This is a genomic window from Catenulispora sp. EB89 (assembly GCF_041261445.1).
Lineage (GTDB): Bacteria > Actinomycetota > Actinomycetes > Streptomycetales > Catenulisporaceae > Catenulispora.
In genome coordinates, this window is the sequence record NZ_JBGCCU010000007.1 from 62229 (window position 1) to 77278 (window position 15050).

13 protein-coding genes are annotated in these 15050 nt (G+C 70.5%); 8 read left to right on the forward strand and 5 right to left on the reverse strand.

Features of this window, described 5'->3' with window-relative positions; genetic code table 11:
* Positions 1-55: 55 nt before the first annotated feature.
* From rhaS to ABH920_RS16900, 5 genes are all read right to left on the reverse strand, one after another.
* Positions 56-1177, reverse strand: a complete 1122-nt coding sequence (rhaS, locus tag ABH920_RS16880; protein WP_370349943.1) for a rhamnose ABC transporter substrate-binding protein — start codon at positions 1175-1177, stop codon at positions 56-58.
* Positions 1174-2217: an ABC transporter permease gene (locus ABH920_RS16885; protein WP_370349944.1), complete on the reverse strand. Its 1044-nt coding sequence runs from the start codon at positions 2215-2217 to the stop codon at positions 1174-1176. The genes rhaS and ABH920_RS16885 overlap by 4 nt, the downstream gene beginning before the upstream one ends.
* Complete coding sequence (locus ABH920_RS16890) at positions 2210-3262, reverse strand: ABC transporter permease (RefSeq protein ID WP_370349945.1); 1053 nt, start codon at positions 3260-3262, stop codon at positions 2210-2212. The genes ABH920_RS16885 and ABH920_RS16890 overlap by 8 nt, the downstream gene beginning before the upstream one ends.
* The gene (locus tag ABH920_RS16895) at positions 3259-4797 is read right to left on the reverse strand and encodes a sugar ABC transporter ATP-binding protein (RefSeq protein WP_370349946.1); all 1539 of its coding nucleotides are present in this window, start codon (positions 4795-4797) and stop codon (positions 3259-3261) included. Before ABH920_RS16895 ends, ABH920_RS16890 begins: the two co-directional genes overlap by 4 nt.
* Positions 4798-5138: 341 nt before the next feature.
* Entirely contained in the window at positions 5139-7874 is a 2736-nt protein-coding gene (locus tag ABH920_RS16900) for a trehalase family glycosidase (protein WP_370349947.1), read from the reverse strand.
* A 271-nt stretch (positions 7875-8145) separates the two neighbouring features.
* Here ABH920_RS16900 and ABH920_RS16905 point away from each other — a divergent pair, with 271 nt between their 5' ends.
* From ABH920_RS16905 to ptsP, 8 genes are all read left to right on the forward strand, one after another.
* Entirely contained in the window at positions 8146-8907 is a 762-nt protein-coding gene (locus ABH920_RS16905) for a DeoR/GlpR family DNA-binding transcription regulator (protein ID WP_370349948.1), read from the forward strand.
* Positions 8904-9881 (forward strand): 1-phosphofructokinase, encoded by a 978-nt coding sequence (gene pfkB / locus ABH920_RS16910; protein WP_370349949.1) that lies wholly within the window; start codon positions 8904-8906, stop codon positions 9879-9881. The genes ABH920_RS16905 and pfkB overlap by 4 nt, the downstream gene beginning before the upstream one ends.
* Before the next feature lie 103 nt (positions 9882-9984).
* Positions 9985-11148 carry a mannitol-specific PTS transporter subunit IIC gene (mtlA, locus tag ABH920_RS16915; protein WP_370349950.1) on the forward strand — a complete coding sequence of 388 codons (1164 nt, stop codon included), beginning with the start codon at positions 9985-9987 and terminating at the stop codon, positions 11146-11148.
* Positions 11145-11453, forward strand: a complete 309-nt coding sequence (locus ABH920_RS16920; protein ID WP_370349951.1) for a PTS lactose transporter subunit IIB — start codon at positions 11145-11147, stop codon at positions 11451-11453. Before mtlA ends, ABH920_RS16920 begins: the two co-directional genes overlap by 4 nt.
* Entirely contained in the window at positions 11446-11907 is a 462-nt protein-coding gene (locus ABH920_RS16925; RefSeq protein ID WP_370349952.1) for a PTS sugar transporter subunit IIA, read from the forward strand. Before ABH920_RS16920 ends, ABH920_RS16925 begins: the two co-directional genes overlap by 8 nt.
* Positions 11904-12944, forward strand: a complete 1041-nt coding sequence (locus ABH920_RS16930; RefSeq protein WP_370349953.1) for a zinc-dependent dehydrogenase — start codon at positions 11904-11906, stop codon at positions 12942-12944. Before ABH920_RS16925 ends, ABH920_RS16930 begins: the two co-directional genes overlap by 4 nt.
* Positions 12945-12976: 32 nt before the next feature.
* The gene (locus tag ABH920_RS16935) at positions 12977-13264 is read left to right on the forward strand and encodes an HPr family phosphocarrier protein (protein ID WP_370349954.1); all 288 of its coding nucleotides are present in this window, start codon (positions 12977-12979) and stop codon (positions 13262-13264) included.
* Positions 13257-15011 (forward strand): phosphoenolpyruvate--protein phosphotransferase, encoded by a 1755-nt coding sequence (gene ptsP, locus ABH920_RS16940; protein ID WP_370349955.1) that lies wholly within the window; start codon positions 13257-13259, stop codon positions 15009-15011. The genes ABH920_RS16935 and ptsP overlap by 8 nt, the downstream gene beginning before the upstream one ends.
* Positions 15012-15050 lie beyond the last annotated feature (39 nt).

Genomic DNA, 15050 nt, shown 5'->3' on the forward strand with positions numbered 1-15050 from the left:
CACGCCGCGCGGCCGCGCGGCGCGGTGAACCACACCGCGCGGCCCGCAAGTCCGGCTAGAAGTTGAACTGACCGATGTTCGAGGAGTCGAACACCGTCGGCGCACCGAGCGTGACCACCCCCTGCGCACCGATCGTGAAGCTCCCCAGCGCCCCGGCGGTGAACGTCTGCCCCTGCCCGCCGGAGATCTGCCCGGAAGCCAGCGCGACCGCGGTGTACGCGGCGAGCTGTCCGAGTTTGCCCGGGTCCCACAGCTCGAACGCCTTCACGGTCCCGTCCTGCACGTACGACCGCATGTCGTTCGGCGTCCCCAGCCCCGTGAGAAGTACCTTCCCCTTGTACTGCGACCCGTCCAGGTACTGCGCGGCGGCCTTGATCCCGACCGTGGTCGGCGAGATGACCCCCTTCAATCCCGGGTACTGCTGCAACAGGCCTTGCGTCTGCTGGAACGACATCTGCGCGTCGTCATTCCCGTACGCGATCTTCACCAGCTTCATGTTCGCGAACTGCGGCTTCTTCAACTCGTCCTGCATGAAGCCGATCCACGCGTTCTGATTCGTCGCGGTCTGCGCCGCCGACAGGATCGCGATCTGCCCGCTGTAGTTCAGCTCCTTGCCCAGCAGGTCGACCTCGCTGCGGCCCAGCGCCTCGGAGCTGGCCTGCGACACGAACACCTGCCGGCAGCCCGGATCGGTGTCCGAGTCGTACGTGACCACCTTGATCCCCGCGCTCATCGCCTGCTTGAGCGCCGTGCACAGCGCGCCGGGGTCCTGCGCGGACACCGCGATGGCCGACACGTGCTGCTGCGTCAGGGTATTGACGTAGGACACCTGTCCGGCGGTGTCGGTGGCGCTGGTGGTGCCGACCTCCTTGTAACTCTCGCCGAGTGCGGTCAGCGCGGTGTTGCCGCCGGCGTCGGAGATGTTGAAGTACGGGTTGTTGACCTGCTTGGGCAGGAACGCGACGGTCAGGCCCTTCTTGGTCGCGGCGTTCGGATCGGCCGATCCGCTCTGCGTCACGGCCGGCGCGGTCGAGGCGGCCTTGTCCGTCGAGCTCTTGGTGGCGCCGCCGCACGCGCTCAGGCTCAGCGCGATCAGCCCGCTCGCGGCGAGCGCCGCGACGGCGCGCGGGGCTTTGCGCCGCAGGCGCGGAGTGGTGCGTATCAGGACTGTGCTCATGACTTTCCCCTCATTGGTTGGAGTCGGGCTTGCCTGGCGAACACCTGCCGGGCCACCCGCGGCCCGAGCACGGAAACGGTCAGCAGCACGCCGGTGACGACCGTCTGGGACTGCGCGGAGACGTCGGCCAGGCTCATCACGTTCTGCAGCGTGCCGAGCAGGAACACCCCCGCGATCGCGCCGCCGAGCGTGCCCCGGCCGCCGTCGAAGTCCACGCCGCCGAGCAGCACCGCGGCCACCACCGACAGCTCCAGTCCGGTGGCGTTGCTGTACGTGGCGCTGGCGTAGTGCAGCACCCAGAACACGCCGGTGAGCGAGGAGATCAAGCCGGTGGCCACGAACAGCGACAGCTTGACCCGCTTGACGCGGACCCCGGCGTACCAGGCGGCCTCCGGCGAGGCGCCGACGGCGAACACCGAGCGGCCGAAGCCGGTGGCGTGCAGCACCACGACCGCCAGCGCCGCCAGCACCAGCCAGGGCAGCACGGCCGTCGGCAGGAACGAGCCGCCCAGCCGGCCCGAGCCGAAGTCCAGGTAGTTCTGCGGGAAGTCGGTGACCGAGTTCGAGCCGAGCACGATCTGCGCGACGCCGCGGTACAGCGCCATCGTGCCGATCGTGACGGCCAGCGAGGGCAGCCCGAGCCGGGTCACCAGCAGCGCGTTGGCCAGGCCGCAGACCACGCCGAGCAGGGCGCAGATCACGATGATCGCGTTGATGTTCACGCCGTGGTTCCACAGCGCGCCCATCACCGCCCCCGACAGGCCCACCGTGGAGCCCACCGACAGGTCGATCTCGCCGGCCGCCACCAGCATCGTCATCGGCAGCGCGATCGCCGCGACCGGCAGCGTGTTGCCGATCAGGAAGCTGATGTTCAACGCGTTGCCGAAACCGCCGACGGTGCTGAAGGAGACGCCGATCAGGATCACCAGCAGCGCCCCGACGACGGTGTCCCACCGGACGGCGCCGATCAGCGCCGGCCGGCGTCCGATCCCTTGTGCGCTCAGGCCTTGTGTGCTCAGGGTTTCCGGGGCCTCAGCCATCGGTGCCGCTCCTCACCTGTCGGGCCCGGCTGCGCAACAGCCCGGCGATCCGCAGCGCCACCACCCGGTCCACCGAGATCGCCAGCAGCAGCAGGACTCCGTCGATCGCCTCGATCCACACCGAGCTGACGCCGATCGCGGGCAGGACGCTGTTGATGGAGGTGAGCAGCAGCGCGCCGAGCGCCGCGCCGTAGACGCTGCCCGAGCCCCCGGTGAAGCCGACGCCGCCGACCACCACGGCCGAGACGACGGTGAGTTCGTAGCCGGTGCCGGTCCCGGCGTCGGCGTAACTGAACCGGGCCAGATACAGCGCCCCGGCCAGGCCTGCCAGCGCGCCGCACAATATGAAGGCACCCAGCACGCGTCGCCGAACCGGAACGCCGGCCAGCGCCGCGGCCTGCGCGTGCGAGCCGAGCGCGTAGCACTCCCGGCCGCTGCGGTAGTTGCGCAGGAAGTACCCGACCGCGACCAGCACGACGACGGCCAGCAGCGCCAGATACGGGATCGCCCAGATTCCGTTGTGGCCGAAGCTTTTGTAGCCGCTCGGCAACAGGCTCGCGGTGACCTCGCGGGAGCCGACCCAGATCGAGTCCAGGGCGCGGATGATGTAGAGCGTCCCCAGCGTGACCACCAGCGAGGGCACCTGGCCCAGGCCCACGAGGATCCCGTTGAAGGCGCCGAATCCGGCCCCGAGGACCACCGCCAAGCCGATCGCCAGGACCGGATTCCCGCCGTGTCGCAACAGATCGCCGGCGGCGAAGGCCGTGACGCCCAGCACCGAGCCGACCGACAGGTCGACGTTGCCGGTGATCACCACGACCGCCTCGCCGACCGCCACCAGCACCAGGATCGTGCCGTTGAGAAGCAGGTCCTTGATTCCCTGCTGGGACAGGAACGAGGTGTTGTCGATCTGCGTGGCGACCAGCATCACGGCCAGCACCACCAGGATGGCCAACTCGCGCATCCGCAGCACCCGGTCCAGCAGGGCCCGCGGCGCCTCGGCGGCGAGCAGCGGCTGCTCGGCCGCCGTCGTGGAGGCCGTCATATCGCACCCCCTGCCGCGTCCCCGACCGCCGCGCCGGTGGCCGCCGCCATCACGGTCTGCTCGGTCGCGCCCGCGCGGGGGATCTCGGCGCTGATCCGGCCCTCGCGCATCACCAGGACCCGGTCGGCCATGCCCAGGATCTCCGGCAGGTCCGAGGAGATCATCAGCACCGCGACGCCGTCCGCCGCCAGCTGCGAGAGCAGCCGGTGCACCTCGGCCTTGGTGCCGACGTCGATGCCGCGCGTGGGCTCGTCCACGATCAGCACCCGCGGCCCGGTGGCCAGCCACTTGGCCAGCACGACCTTCTGCTGGTTGCCCCCGGACAGCGTGCCGACCAGATCGGACAGGCGCGTGTACTTCACCTGGAGCTTGGCGGCCCAGTCCACCGCGCGATCGCGTTCGGCGCGCCGGCTGACCAGCCCGGCGGGGTGGTGCGCGGGCAGATCGGCCAGGCCGATGTTGCGCTCGACGCTCATCTGCATGATCAGGCCCTGCGCCCGCCGGTCCTCCGGGACCAGGGCCAGGCCCGCGGCCATCGCCAGGCTCGGCGAACCCCCCTTGAGCTTGCGCCCCGCCACCGCGACCTGCCCGGCGTCGAACCGGTCGATGCCGAACACGGCGCGCGCGACCTCGCTGCGTCCGGCGCCGACCAGCCCCGCCAGGCCCACGATCTCCCCGGAGCGCACCTGGAAGGAGACGTCGGTGAAGACGCCCTCGCGTGTCAGCCTGCTGACATCCAGGGCGACCTCGCCGACCTCGGCCGGCTGCTTGGGGTAGAGCTCGTCGAGGGTGCGGCCGACCATCCGCCGTACCAGGTCGGCCTCGGTCAGTCCGGCCAGCGGCTCGGCGGCCACCAGCGCCCCGTCGCGCAGCGTCGTGACCCTTTGGCAGAGTTCGAACACCTCCGAGAGCCGGTGCGAGATGAACAGCACCGCGGCGCCCTGCTCCCGCAGCGCCCGCACCACGGTGAACAGCCGCGCCACCTCGCTGCCGGTGAGCGCCGCGGTCGGCTCGTCCATGATGAGCACCCGCGCGTCGAAGGACAGCGCCTTGGCGATCTCGACCAGCTGCTGGTCGGCGATGGACAGTCCGCGCGCGGGCCGCTCCGGATCCATCGCGACGCCGAGCCGGGCGAACAGGCCCGCCACGGCCTGGTGCACCGCGCGGTGGTCGACGCGGCCGAACGAGCGCTTGGGCTGGCGCCCCATGAAGATGTTCTCCGCCACGCTCAGGTCGGGGAACAACGTCGGTTCCTGGTAGATGACGGCCACCCCGGCGTCGCGCGCCGCGGCGGGCCCGCCGAACTCCACCGGCACGCCGCCCAGCAGCACGCGGCCCTCATCCGGCCGGTGCACCCCGGCCAGCACCTTGATCAGCGTCGACTTGCCGGCTCCGTTCTCGCCGGCCAGCGCGTGCGCCTCGCCGGCGAAGAGCGAGAGGGACACCGAACGCAGCGCACGCACAGCGCCGAAGGACTTGCTCACCCCCTCGAGCGCGAGGACCGGAACGTCGGGGTCCGGGTCGGGTTTCTTCATGAGACGACACTCCTGGGTCTGCCCGGCGCTGCCGCCGGACGACGAGTGAATTGTTTCAATGAAATTGCCGCGAGGTTAGCTCCGGGGGTGGGGTGCGTCAAGGGTAGTGGAGCGGGGGCGGCGAGTCAGGGGGTGGATTCCGGCCTTGGTGGTGCGCCGAAAGTACCTGCTCATCAGCAGCGATCATCGGCAATGGACGAATGTAAGCAGTTTGATGAAAAACTCAAGGCCTCGCGGGGTTCTCCGTTGATCGTTGATGAATCGATTCAGACGGATGGCCGTGCAAGGGCCGCCGGCCGACGCGGTGACACCACGCCGGCCGACGGCCCTCGCCATGCGCGCTACTGCACGTAGCACGCCTTCGCCGAGCCGAACGCCGGGTCGCCGAACACGGTGTTCGTGCACGGGGTGCCGCCGCTGAAGCTGCCGAAGTAGTACCGGCCGTTCACACCGAAGGCGACCTCGTGGCTGCCGGAGAACGTGCAACTGCCGTTCTCGGCCGCGCAGGCCGTCCACGTCGCGAAGCTCGGCGGCGGGCCCAGCAGGTAGCAGGCCTTGGCCACGCCGGGGGTCGGGTCGCCGAAGACCGCGTCGTCGCAGGCCGTGCCGTTGCCGCCGAGGGTGGCGAACTTGTACGTGCCGTTCGCGCCGAACGCGATCGTCATCAGGCCGCTGTAGGAGCAGTTCTGGTTCTCGGTCGAGCACTGCTGCCACCCCGGCGGCGGAGGCTGCGTCGTCTGCACGTAGCACCACTTCGCGACACCGTTGTTCGGGTCGCCGAAGACCGAGTCGGAGCAGCTGGTGGCGCTGCCGGTCTGCAGGTAGTTGAAGCGCGCGTCGGCGCCGAAGGCGATCACCGACGTGCCGTTCACGGCGCAGGTGCCGTTCTCGGCGGCGCAGCGCGTCCACGTCCCCGGCAGCGCGCGGTAGCCGATCGGCGGGGCGGTCGCCGAAGCGCTGTACGCGAGCGTGTACGCGCCGGGTGCCACGCCGCGGAAGTACACGTACTGGCCGTCGGTGTCGGCACTGGCGATCCCGGGCGCTCCGACGAACGCGCTGCCGTTCCACGCGGTCTGCCCGTTGACCGTGACCGTCCGGCTCTGGCCCCAGGTCGGTACGGCGATCACGCCGGTGGACCCGCTGTTGGTCGAGGAGTTCACCGTCAGGCTGAAGTCGCCGGCCGTGTCGTGGTCGTAGCCGGCCTGGATCTGCTTGCCGGCGGCCACCGTGAGCAGGCCCTCGACGTGCGTCAGGTCACCGGGATGCGGCACGACCTGGTACGCGGTCCCGGACGGCGCGGTGGGGGAGACGCCCAGCACGTCGGTGGTCAGCGCGCCGGTGGGCCCGGTCGACCAGCCGTGCGCGAGGCTGGTGAACGAGCTCGAATACGCGTTGAGCGTGCCGTTGTTGGCGAAGCCCTCCCAGAAGGTGCTGGCGGTGCCGATCGGTGAGGCGAGCTGGTAGCCCCACTCGTCGCGCATCAGGTTGAGCGCGTTGACGTCGTCGCCGGCCGCGAAGTGCGCGAAGAGCTCCATCGAGCCGGAGAACGGCGAGAGATTGTCGTTGAACTCAGGGGCCTGAGCTCCCAGGCTGTTCCAGTTCCCGCGCAGGTGCGCGGCGACCGCAGTGGCCTGCGACGGCGTGGTCAGGCCGTACCAGACGGCGAGGGAGTTTCCGTCCTGCGGGTACAGCGTGCTGGTCGGATTGTCCTTGTAGGCGCCGACCGATCCGTCCCACAGCGTGGCGTTGACGGCGTTCTTGATGTTCGCAGCCTGATTCGTGTACGTCGCGGCCAGCGAGCCGTTGCCCTCGGCCGTGGCCAGCCGGGCGCCGGTGGTCAGCGCCTCGTACAGCATGGCGTTGGCCTCGATGTTCTCCCCGCCCTGGTCGCCGCGCGCCCAGTCGTTGGTGTTGGTGACGTTCAGCAGGTTGTTGCCGTCGATCTTGGCCGTCATGAAGCTCATCCCGAGCTGGTACTTGCTCCAGATGCTGTCCAGCCAGGCCTTGTCGGAGGTGTCGAGGTAGTACGTGTACGTCCCTATCAGGGTCCACATGTGGTATGTGTCCGAGCCGTAGAGGTTGAACGCCGGGCCGCTGAACGGCAGCTCGCCGGTCGACTTCTGGCCCTGGTACATCGTGGTCAAGGAGTTGCGGACGCCGAGCATGTCGTCGGTGCTCACGTACGCGGTGACCGCCGAGACGCCCATGTCGCCGGGCCACACCGTGCGGTCCCGCTTCGCGCCGTCGGTGAGCACCTCGGTGCCGGTGCCGATGACGGCGTTGTTCTCCCATCCCGACGAGGGCGGCGGCCAGGCCCGGCCCTCGGTCGGATCGATGGTGTCCAGCTGCGTGGTGTAGGCGCCGGCGTACCAGAGGCGGTTCAGGGTGTCGTCGTTGGAGCAGAAGTAGTCCGGGTACGCGGCCGGGTCCGAGGCGTTGGGAGCCGCGCTGAACGCCAGCGAAACGCCGTTGATGTCGGCGTAACCGCCGGAGTTCAGGAAGAGTGTCAGGTACCTGAATCCGCCGCGCAGCTTGTCCTTCGGCATGGTGTAGCTGCCGCCGCCGGCCGGAACCGCCGCGAACAGCGCGCCGTCCGCGCCGCCGCCGCTGGAGGCGTCACTGCCGGTGCCGACGAACTGGCTGGACTCCGAGAAGGCCAGCCCGACGCTTTGCGAGGAGTCGCTGGCACCGGCGAAGTTCAGCGTCACCACGCCGCCGACGTCCTTGCCGAAGTCGACCGTCACGGCGGAATCGTTTCCGGTCAGTCGAGTGCTTTGCCCGCTCAGCAGTGCCGAGGAGTTGCTGACGGTGCCGCTGGTTCCGTAGATCGCGACCGGGGCGACCGTCCGAGAGGTGGGGGACAGGTTGTCGGCGGCGCAGGGGTTGGTCGCGGCGGTGTGCAAGGTCGCCGATCGCGGTGCGGAATGTGGTGCGGCAAGCAGTGCGGATTGCGATGCGGATTGCGACGCGGCATGTGGGGCCGCGTTCGCGAGGGCTGGTACCGGATCGCCGACGGCGGTGCCGACACCGCCGATCGTCAGGCCGAAAGCGAGCACGGCGATGGGGATGTGCTTCATGGATCCACGCCTCCTGAAACGTTTTCGAGCACGGGGGATCGCGCCTTCGAAAAAGCGATGGGAGTACTGGTCTTACGGATTAAATCGATTCAATCCACGAATTCACCCGGGATGCTACTCCCGCCCGGGCCGGACGGCCAGAGCCTGCCGTCCGAAGAATCAGAGGCCTGCGACCGCCGAGGTCGGAGCCTTGACAGCCCCCCGAACCGGCTGTAAAACCAACACGAACAAAGGGAAACGGCGCGGAAACCAAGCACACCCGGGGTGGCCCATGTACGCAGAGGAACGACAGCAGGCGATCCTGCACAAGGCGCGCGTCGACGGCCGGGTGGACGTCGTGGTCCTGGCCGAGGACCTGACGGTGACCACCGAGACGATCCGCCGGGACCTGACGGCGCTGGAGCGGGCCGGCTTCGTACGCCGGGTGCACGGCGGGGCGATCCCGGTCGAGCGGCTCGGATTCGAGCCGGCGCTGGCCGTGCGCGACCAGAGCATGACCGCGGAGAAGGAGCGGATCGTCAAGGCGGCCCTGGACCAGCTCCCGGAGGAGGGCTCGATCATCATCGACGCCGGCACCACCACCGGCCGGCTGGCTTCGGTGCTGCCGGCCGACCGGGAGCTGACCGTCGTGGTGAACGCCCCGGCGCTGGCCGCGCAACTGGTCGCGCGGCCGAATCTCACGGTCCTGATGCTCGGCGGCCGGATCCGCGGCCGCACGCTGGCCGCGGTGGACGAATGGGCTCTGGCCCCGCTGTCCCAGCTGTGTGTGGACGTGGCCTTCATGGCCACCAACGGAGTCTCCGTCGCACGCGGCCTGACCACCCCGGACCTGGCCGAGGCCGCGGTGAAGCGCGCGATGATCGGCGCGGCCCGGCGCACCGTCCTGCTGGCCGACCACACCAAGGTCGGCAACGACTGCATGGCCCGCTTCGGCGGCCTGGACGACGTCGATCTGTTCATCACCGACGCCGGTCTGGACGAGGAGACCGCCGCCGACTTCGGCGGCGCCGGGGTGCGGGTGGTCCGGGCATGATCGTGACCCTCACCCTCAACCCCAGCCTGGACCGCACGCTGGGCCTGCAGTCGCTGCGCCGCGGCGAGGTGCTGCGCGCCACCTCCGCGCGCATCGACCCCGGCGGCAAGGGCGTCAATGTGACCCGGGTGCTGCGCGCCTTCGACGTCGACTCGCACGCGGTGATCCCGTGTGCCGGTCCGGACGGCGAGGAACTGGTGCGGCTGCTGCAGAAGGCGGGCGTCCCGGTGACCGAGGTCCCGGTCGCCGGCTGGACCAGGTCGAACATCACGCTGGTCGAGGCCGACGGCCGGTCCACGAAGGTCAACGCCCCCGGCGGGGCGCTGACCGACGAGGAGGTGGAGCTGCTCGCCGACACCGTCGTGGACCGGTGCGTGTCACAGGGCATTGAGAACGCTCCTGCTTCCTGGGCCGTGCTGTCCGGCAGCCTGCCGCCGGGCGTGCCGGACGGTGTCTACGCGAACCTGACGTCAGTGTTCGCCGAGCACGGGGTCAGGGTCGCGGTCGACACCAGCGGTGCGGCGCTCGTGGCCGCGCTCGACGCCGGTCCCGATCTGGTCAAGCCGAACCGGCAGGAGTTGGCCGCGGCGGTCGGGACCCCGCTGAACAGCATCGCCGATGTCGTCGCCGCGGCGGAGAAGCTGTTGTCCCGGGGCGTCAAAGCAGTACTGGCGAGCCTCGGTGCCGACGGCGCCGTACTCGTCGACTCCTCCGGCGCGGTCCTCGGCACCGCCGATCCGATCGATCCGGTGAGCACCGTCGGCGCCGGCGACGCGATGCTGGCCGGCTTCCTGGCCGCCGGCGCGCGGGGCGAGAAGGCCCTGATCGAGGGCATGGCGTGGGCTCGGGCCGCCGTCGGCCTGCCGGGCAGCCAGATGCCCGGCCCGGCCGACGTCAGCCGGGAAGGGATCCGGGTCGTGCGCGACCCGGGAGGTAAACCGGCCGGGGCGGTCCGCCTGGCCGACGACGGCTGACGCTGCCACCGGCGCCATCACGAGGGCATCTTTGCCCGCACCACCGCACGACAAGTGAGGAACCAACCCCCAACGATTCGCTTGACGTCCCTAGGAGGACGCGATGTCTTCGATGGCTTATACGCCGGCTCCGACCGGCACCGGATTGAAGGCCACAGTCCAGAAGTTCGGCTCGTTCCTGGCCTCGATGGTGATGCCGAACATCGGCGCGTTCATCGCCTGGGGCCTGATCACGGCGCTGTTCATCCCGACCGGCTGGACCCCGAACAAGTCGCTCGGCGAGCTGGTCACGCCGATGATCACCTACCTGCTGCCGATCCTGATCGGCTACACCGGCGGCCGGCTCGTGCACGGCCAGCGCGGCGCGGTGATCGGCGCCATCGCCACCGTCGGCGTGGTGGTCGGGTCCTCGGTGCCGATGTTTCTCGGCGCGATGATCGCCGGTCCCGCCTCGGCGTGGGTGCTGAAGCAGTTCGACAAGCTGACCGCGGACCGGCTGCGCGCCGGGTTCGAGATGCTGGTCGACAACTTCTCCCTGGGCATCATCGGCGGCGGGTTCGCGGTGCTGGGCAAGTGGGCGATCGGCCCGGCGGTGAACCATGTGACGAACTGGGCCGGCTCCGGTGTGAACTGGGTGCTGAACCACCACCTGCTGCCCTTCGTCAGCATCCTGATCGAGCCGGCGAAGGTGCTGTTCCTGAACAACGCCATCAACCACGGCGTGCTGGACCCGCTGGCGGTGGCGCAGTCCGCGGTGCACCACAAGTCGATCCTGTTCATGCTGGAGTCCAACCCCGGTCCGGGCCTGGGCATCCTGTGCGCGTACCTGCTGTTCGGCCCGCGTGCGCTGCGCCCGACGGTCCCCGGCGCGATCGTCATCCAGTTCCTCGGCGGCATCCACGAGATCTACTTCCCGTACATCCTGATGAAGCCGCGGCTGATCCTGGCCGCGATCGCCGGCGGGTTCGCGGGTATCTCAGTGTTCTCCGTCACCGGTGCCGGCCTGGTCGCCTCGCCCTCGCCGGGCTCGATCTTCGCCTACCTCACCGAGACCCCTCGCGGGAGCTACTTCGGAGTGCTGGCCGGGGTCGTGGTCGCGGCGGCGGTGTCGTTCGTCGTGGGCTCGGTCCTGCTCGGGTTCGGACGTGGTGAGAAGCCGGAAGACGAAGCGGCTGAATCGGCCGAATCGGCCGAAGAAGCGGGCGGCGCGTCCGGCGTGTCCGATGCCGTCCCCGCGCAGTCCTCACCTGAAGGAGCGACGGCATGAGCACTCTGTCCGCCTCGGACATCAAGAAGATCATCGTGGCCTGCGACGCCGGGATGGGGTCCTCGGTGATGCTGGCCGGCACGTTGAAGCGGCAGCTGAAGAACACCGGCGTGACCGTGGAGCACGCGCAGGTCTCGGCCATCCCGGCCGACGCCGACCTGATCCTGACCCAGCAGAGCCTGGCCGAGCGGGCCCGGGCCTCGGCGCCGGGCAAGCCGGTGGTGACGTTCCAGATCTTCCTCGGCGACCCGGCCGTGAACAAGGTCGTCAAAGCCGTGAAGGAAGGCGGCACCATCGATGTCTGACACCGCTGACGGCCTGCTCGCCGAGCGGGCCGTCCGGTTCGGGGCGCGGGCCGCCGACCGCTACGACGCGGTGCGGCAGTGCGGGGAGCTGCTGGTCGCGATCGGCGCCGTCACCGAGGACTACGTCCCGGCGATGCGCGAGCGCGAAGACGAGATCTCCACCTACATCGGCGCCGGGGTGGCGATCCCGCACTCCACGGCCGCCGGCAAGAAGTACGTCCGGCGCGACGCGCTGGCCGTGCTGCGGCTGGCCGAACCCGTCGACTGGGGCGAGGGCCAGGAGGTGTCGACGTGCGTGGCGATCGCCGCCCTCGGCGACCGGCACCTGGACATCCTCGCCGAGCTCGCCGAGGTCCTGATGGACCCGGAGCGGGCCGAACAACTGCACCGGGCAACAACCGCTCACGAAGTGATCCGGCTGCTCCAGCCGGCAGGAGAGGCAGAGAACGTATGAAGGCCGCTGTGTTCCACGGACCCGGGGACGTCCGGATCGAGGAGGTCCCCGAGCCCACCGCCGGCGCCGGGGAGGTGAAGATCAGGGTCCTGGCCTGCTCGATGTGCGGAACGGACCTGAAGATCTTCCGCTCCGGACACTTCCGCATCAGCCCGCCCCGCGTGATGGGGCACGAGATCGCCGGCGAGATCGTCGAGATCGGCGCCGGCGTCACCGGCTGGGCGGCCGGCGACCGGGTGCAGGTGATCGCCGCGATCCCGGACGGCACCTGCGAGGAGTGCGCGCGCGGGCACCAGACCGTGTGCCTGAACCAGGAGTCGATGGGCTACCAGTACGAGGGCGGCTTCGCGGAGTTCATGGTCGTGCCCCCGAGCGTGCTGGCGGTGGACGGGATGAACCGCATCCCGGACGGGGTCGGCGCCGACGAGGCGTCGGTGACCGAGCCGCTGGCCTGCGTCCTCAACGGCCAGGAGCTGGCCGGAGTCGGTCCGGGTGACGTGGTGGCGGTGTTCGGCGCCGGACCGATCGGCTGCCTGCATGTCCGGCTGGCACGCTCGCGCGGCGCGGCGCGGATCATCATGATCGAGGTCAACCGCGAACGCCTGCAGCTGGCGGCGGACCTCGTCCACCCCGACGACACGGTGTGCGCCGAGGACGGCGACATCATCGAGCAGGTCCGCAAGCTCACCGACGGCCGCGGCGCGGACGTGGTGATCACGGCCACCGCCGCCGGAGCGGCCCAGGAGCAGGCACTGCAGATCGCCGCCCCGCGCGCCCGCATCAGCTTCTTCGGCGGCCTGCCGAAGGACAAGCCGACCATCACGCTGGACTCGAACCTGGTGCACTACCGCGAGCTGACAATCGTCGGCGCCAACGGATCCTCACCCGCGCACAACGCCCGCGCGCTGGAACTGATCGCCACCGGCGAAGTCCCAGTGAAGGACCTGATCTCGGTCCGGCTGCCACTGGACCGGGTGCTGGACGGACTGCAGATCGTGGCCAAGGGCGAGGCGATCAAGGTCACCATCGAACCCTGAGAAAGTCCCGCCGAACCGAAGGAGAGGCAAACATGGTCGAGCGCACCGTCGTCGTCGGATCCACCAGCGGACTCCACGCCCGCCCGGCGAAACTGCTGGTACAGGCGGCCACCGAACAGCCGGCGACGGTGCGCCTGCGCGTCGGCGACCGCCCGCCGATCGACACCCGCAGCATCCTCGCGGTCCTGGCCCAACGGGTGAAGCAGGGCACCGAGGTCACCCTCGAGGCCGAAGGCGAAGGCGCCGAAGCCTCGGTCGCAGCCCTCGCGGAGCTGATAGCCCGCAACCTCGACGAGGAGGGGGAGAGGCAGGATGGCTGAGCGGCTGGCCGGCGGCGTGGCCGGCACGAGCGCGACCGCGGCTGCGGCGGCCCGCGCCGCCGGGCGGGCGGCGCTCGATGGTGCCGGTGCGGGGCAGGTCGGCGATGCGCGGCGACTCACCGGTGTCGGCGTGAGCGCGGGCACGGTAACTGGTCCGGTCGTGCGCATGACCGCCCCGGCCCCTCTCCCCCCGCCGCACCTGGTCGCCGACCCGGCCGCGGAACTGGCCTCGGCGCGGCAGGCCGTGCGCGCCGTTGCCGCCGACCTCACCGTCCGGGCCGGGCGCGTGGCCGGCGAGGCGAAGGAGATCCTTGAGGCGCTGGCGATGATGGCCGTCGATCCCACGCTCGGCGCCGATCTCGAGCAGCGCATCGCCTCCGGCACCGATGCCGCGCATGCCCTCACCGGTGCCTTTGATGCGCAGGCCGAGCTGCTGCGTGAAGCCGGCGGCTACCTCGCCGAGCGTGCCGCCGATCTCGAAGACCTGCGTGACCGGGCCGTGGCGACCGTTCTCGGCCGCCCGATCCCCGGCATCCCTGATCCCGGCCATCCGTTCGTGCTGGTGGCCGCCGATCTCGCACCCGCCGACACCGCGAACCTGAACCCTGAGCAGGTCCTCGCCATCGTCACCGAGCGCGGCGGGCCGACCAGCCACACCGCGATTCTCGCGCGTGGCCTCGGGATTCCGGCGATCGTCGCCGCAGCCGGCGTCACCGAGATCGCCGATGGGACCGTCGTCGCGGTCGACGGCACCTCCGGCACCGTCACCGTCGGCGTGGAGCCGCTGGCAGACACCGCGCCGCGCGTCCGTACCCGAACCCAAACGAACCTCGCCGACCTCGGCCCCTGCCACACCAAGGACGGCCACCCCGTATCCCTCTACCTCAACATCGGCTCCCTCAAAGACGTCCGCCCCGGCGCCCAAGGCGTCGGCCTGCTGCGCACCGAGTTCCTGTTCCTCGGACGCAAGGACGCCCCCTCCATCGCCGAACAGCACGCCGCCTACCTGGAGCTCTTCAACGCCTTCCCCGGCCCCGGCACCCGCGTGGTCATCCGCACCCTGGACGCCGGCGCCGACAAACCCCTCCCGTTCCTCGGCCTGCCCGACGAGGAGAACCCGGCGCTCGGCGTCAGAGGCCTGCGGACCGCGCGACTGCGTCCCGAGGTCCTGGACGACCAGCTCGCTGCGATCGCCGCGGCCGCAGCGGAAGCCACCTGCGAGGTCTGGGTCATGGCCCCGATGGTCGCCACGCCGGCCGAGGCCGCGGAGTTCGCCGCGAAGGCCCGCGCGCACGGCCTCGAGCACGTCGGCGCCATGATCGAGATCCCCGCCGCGGCACTGCGCGCCTCCCGCCTCCTCCAGCACCTCGACTTCCTCTCCATCGGCACCAACGACCTCGGCCAGTACACGATGGCCACCGACCGCCAGGACGGCCGCCTGCCCGACCTGCTCGACCCCTGGCAGCCCGCGTTGTTGGAGCTCATAGCGCTGGCTGCGGAGGCCGGGCGCGCGGCGGGCAAGCCGGTGGGCGTCTGCGGCGAGGCGGCGGCTGATCCGGGGCTGGCCGCGGTGCTCGTCGGGCTGGGGGTGACGTCGCTGTCGATGACGGCTGCCGCCGTCCCCGCCGTGCACGCCTCGCTGAGCGCACGCACCCTGCCCGAATGCCGGGACCTCGCGCTGCGAGCCCGCGACGTCGACGATCCCGCCGAAGCCAAGGAGTACGCGGCGCTGGCGCCACCGTCCTGACAAGCTAAGGACGCCCGGGGTAGCCCGGGGTGACCCGTT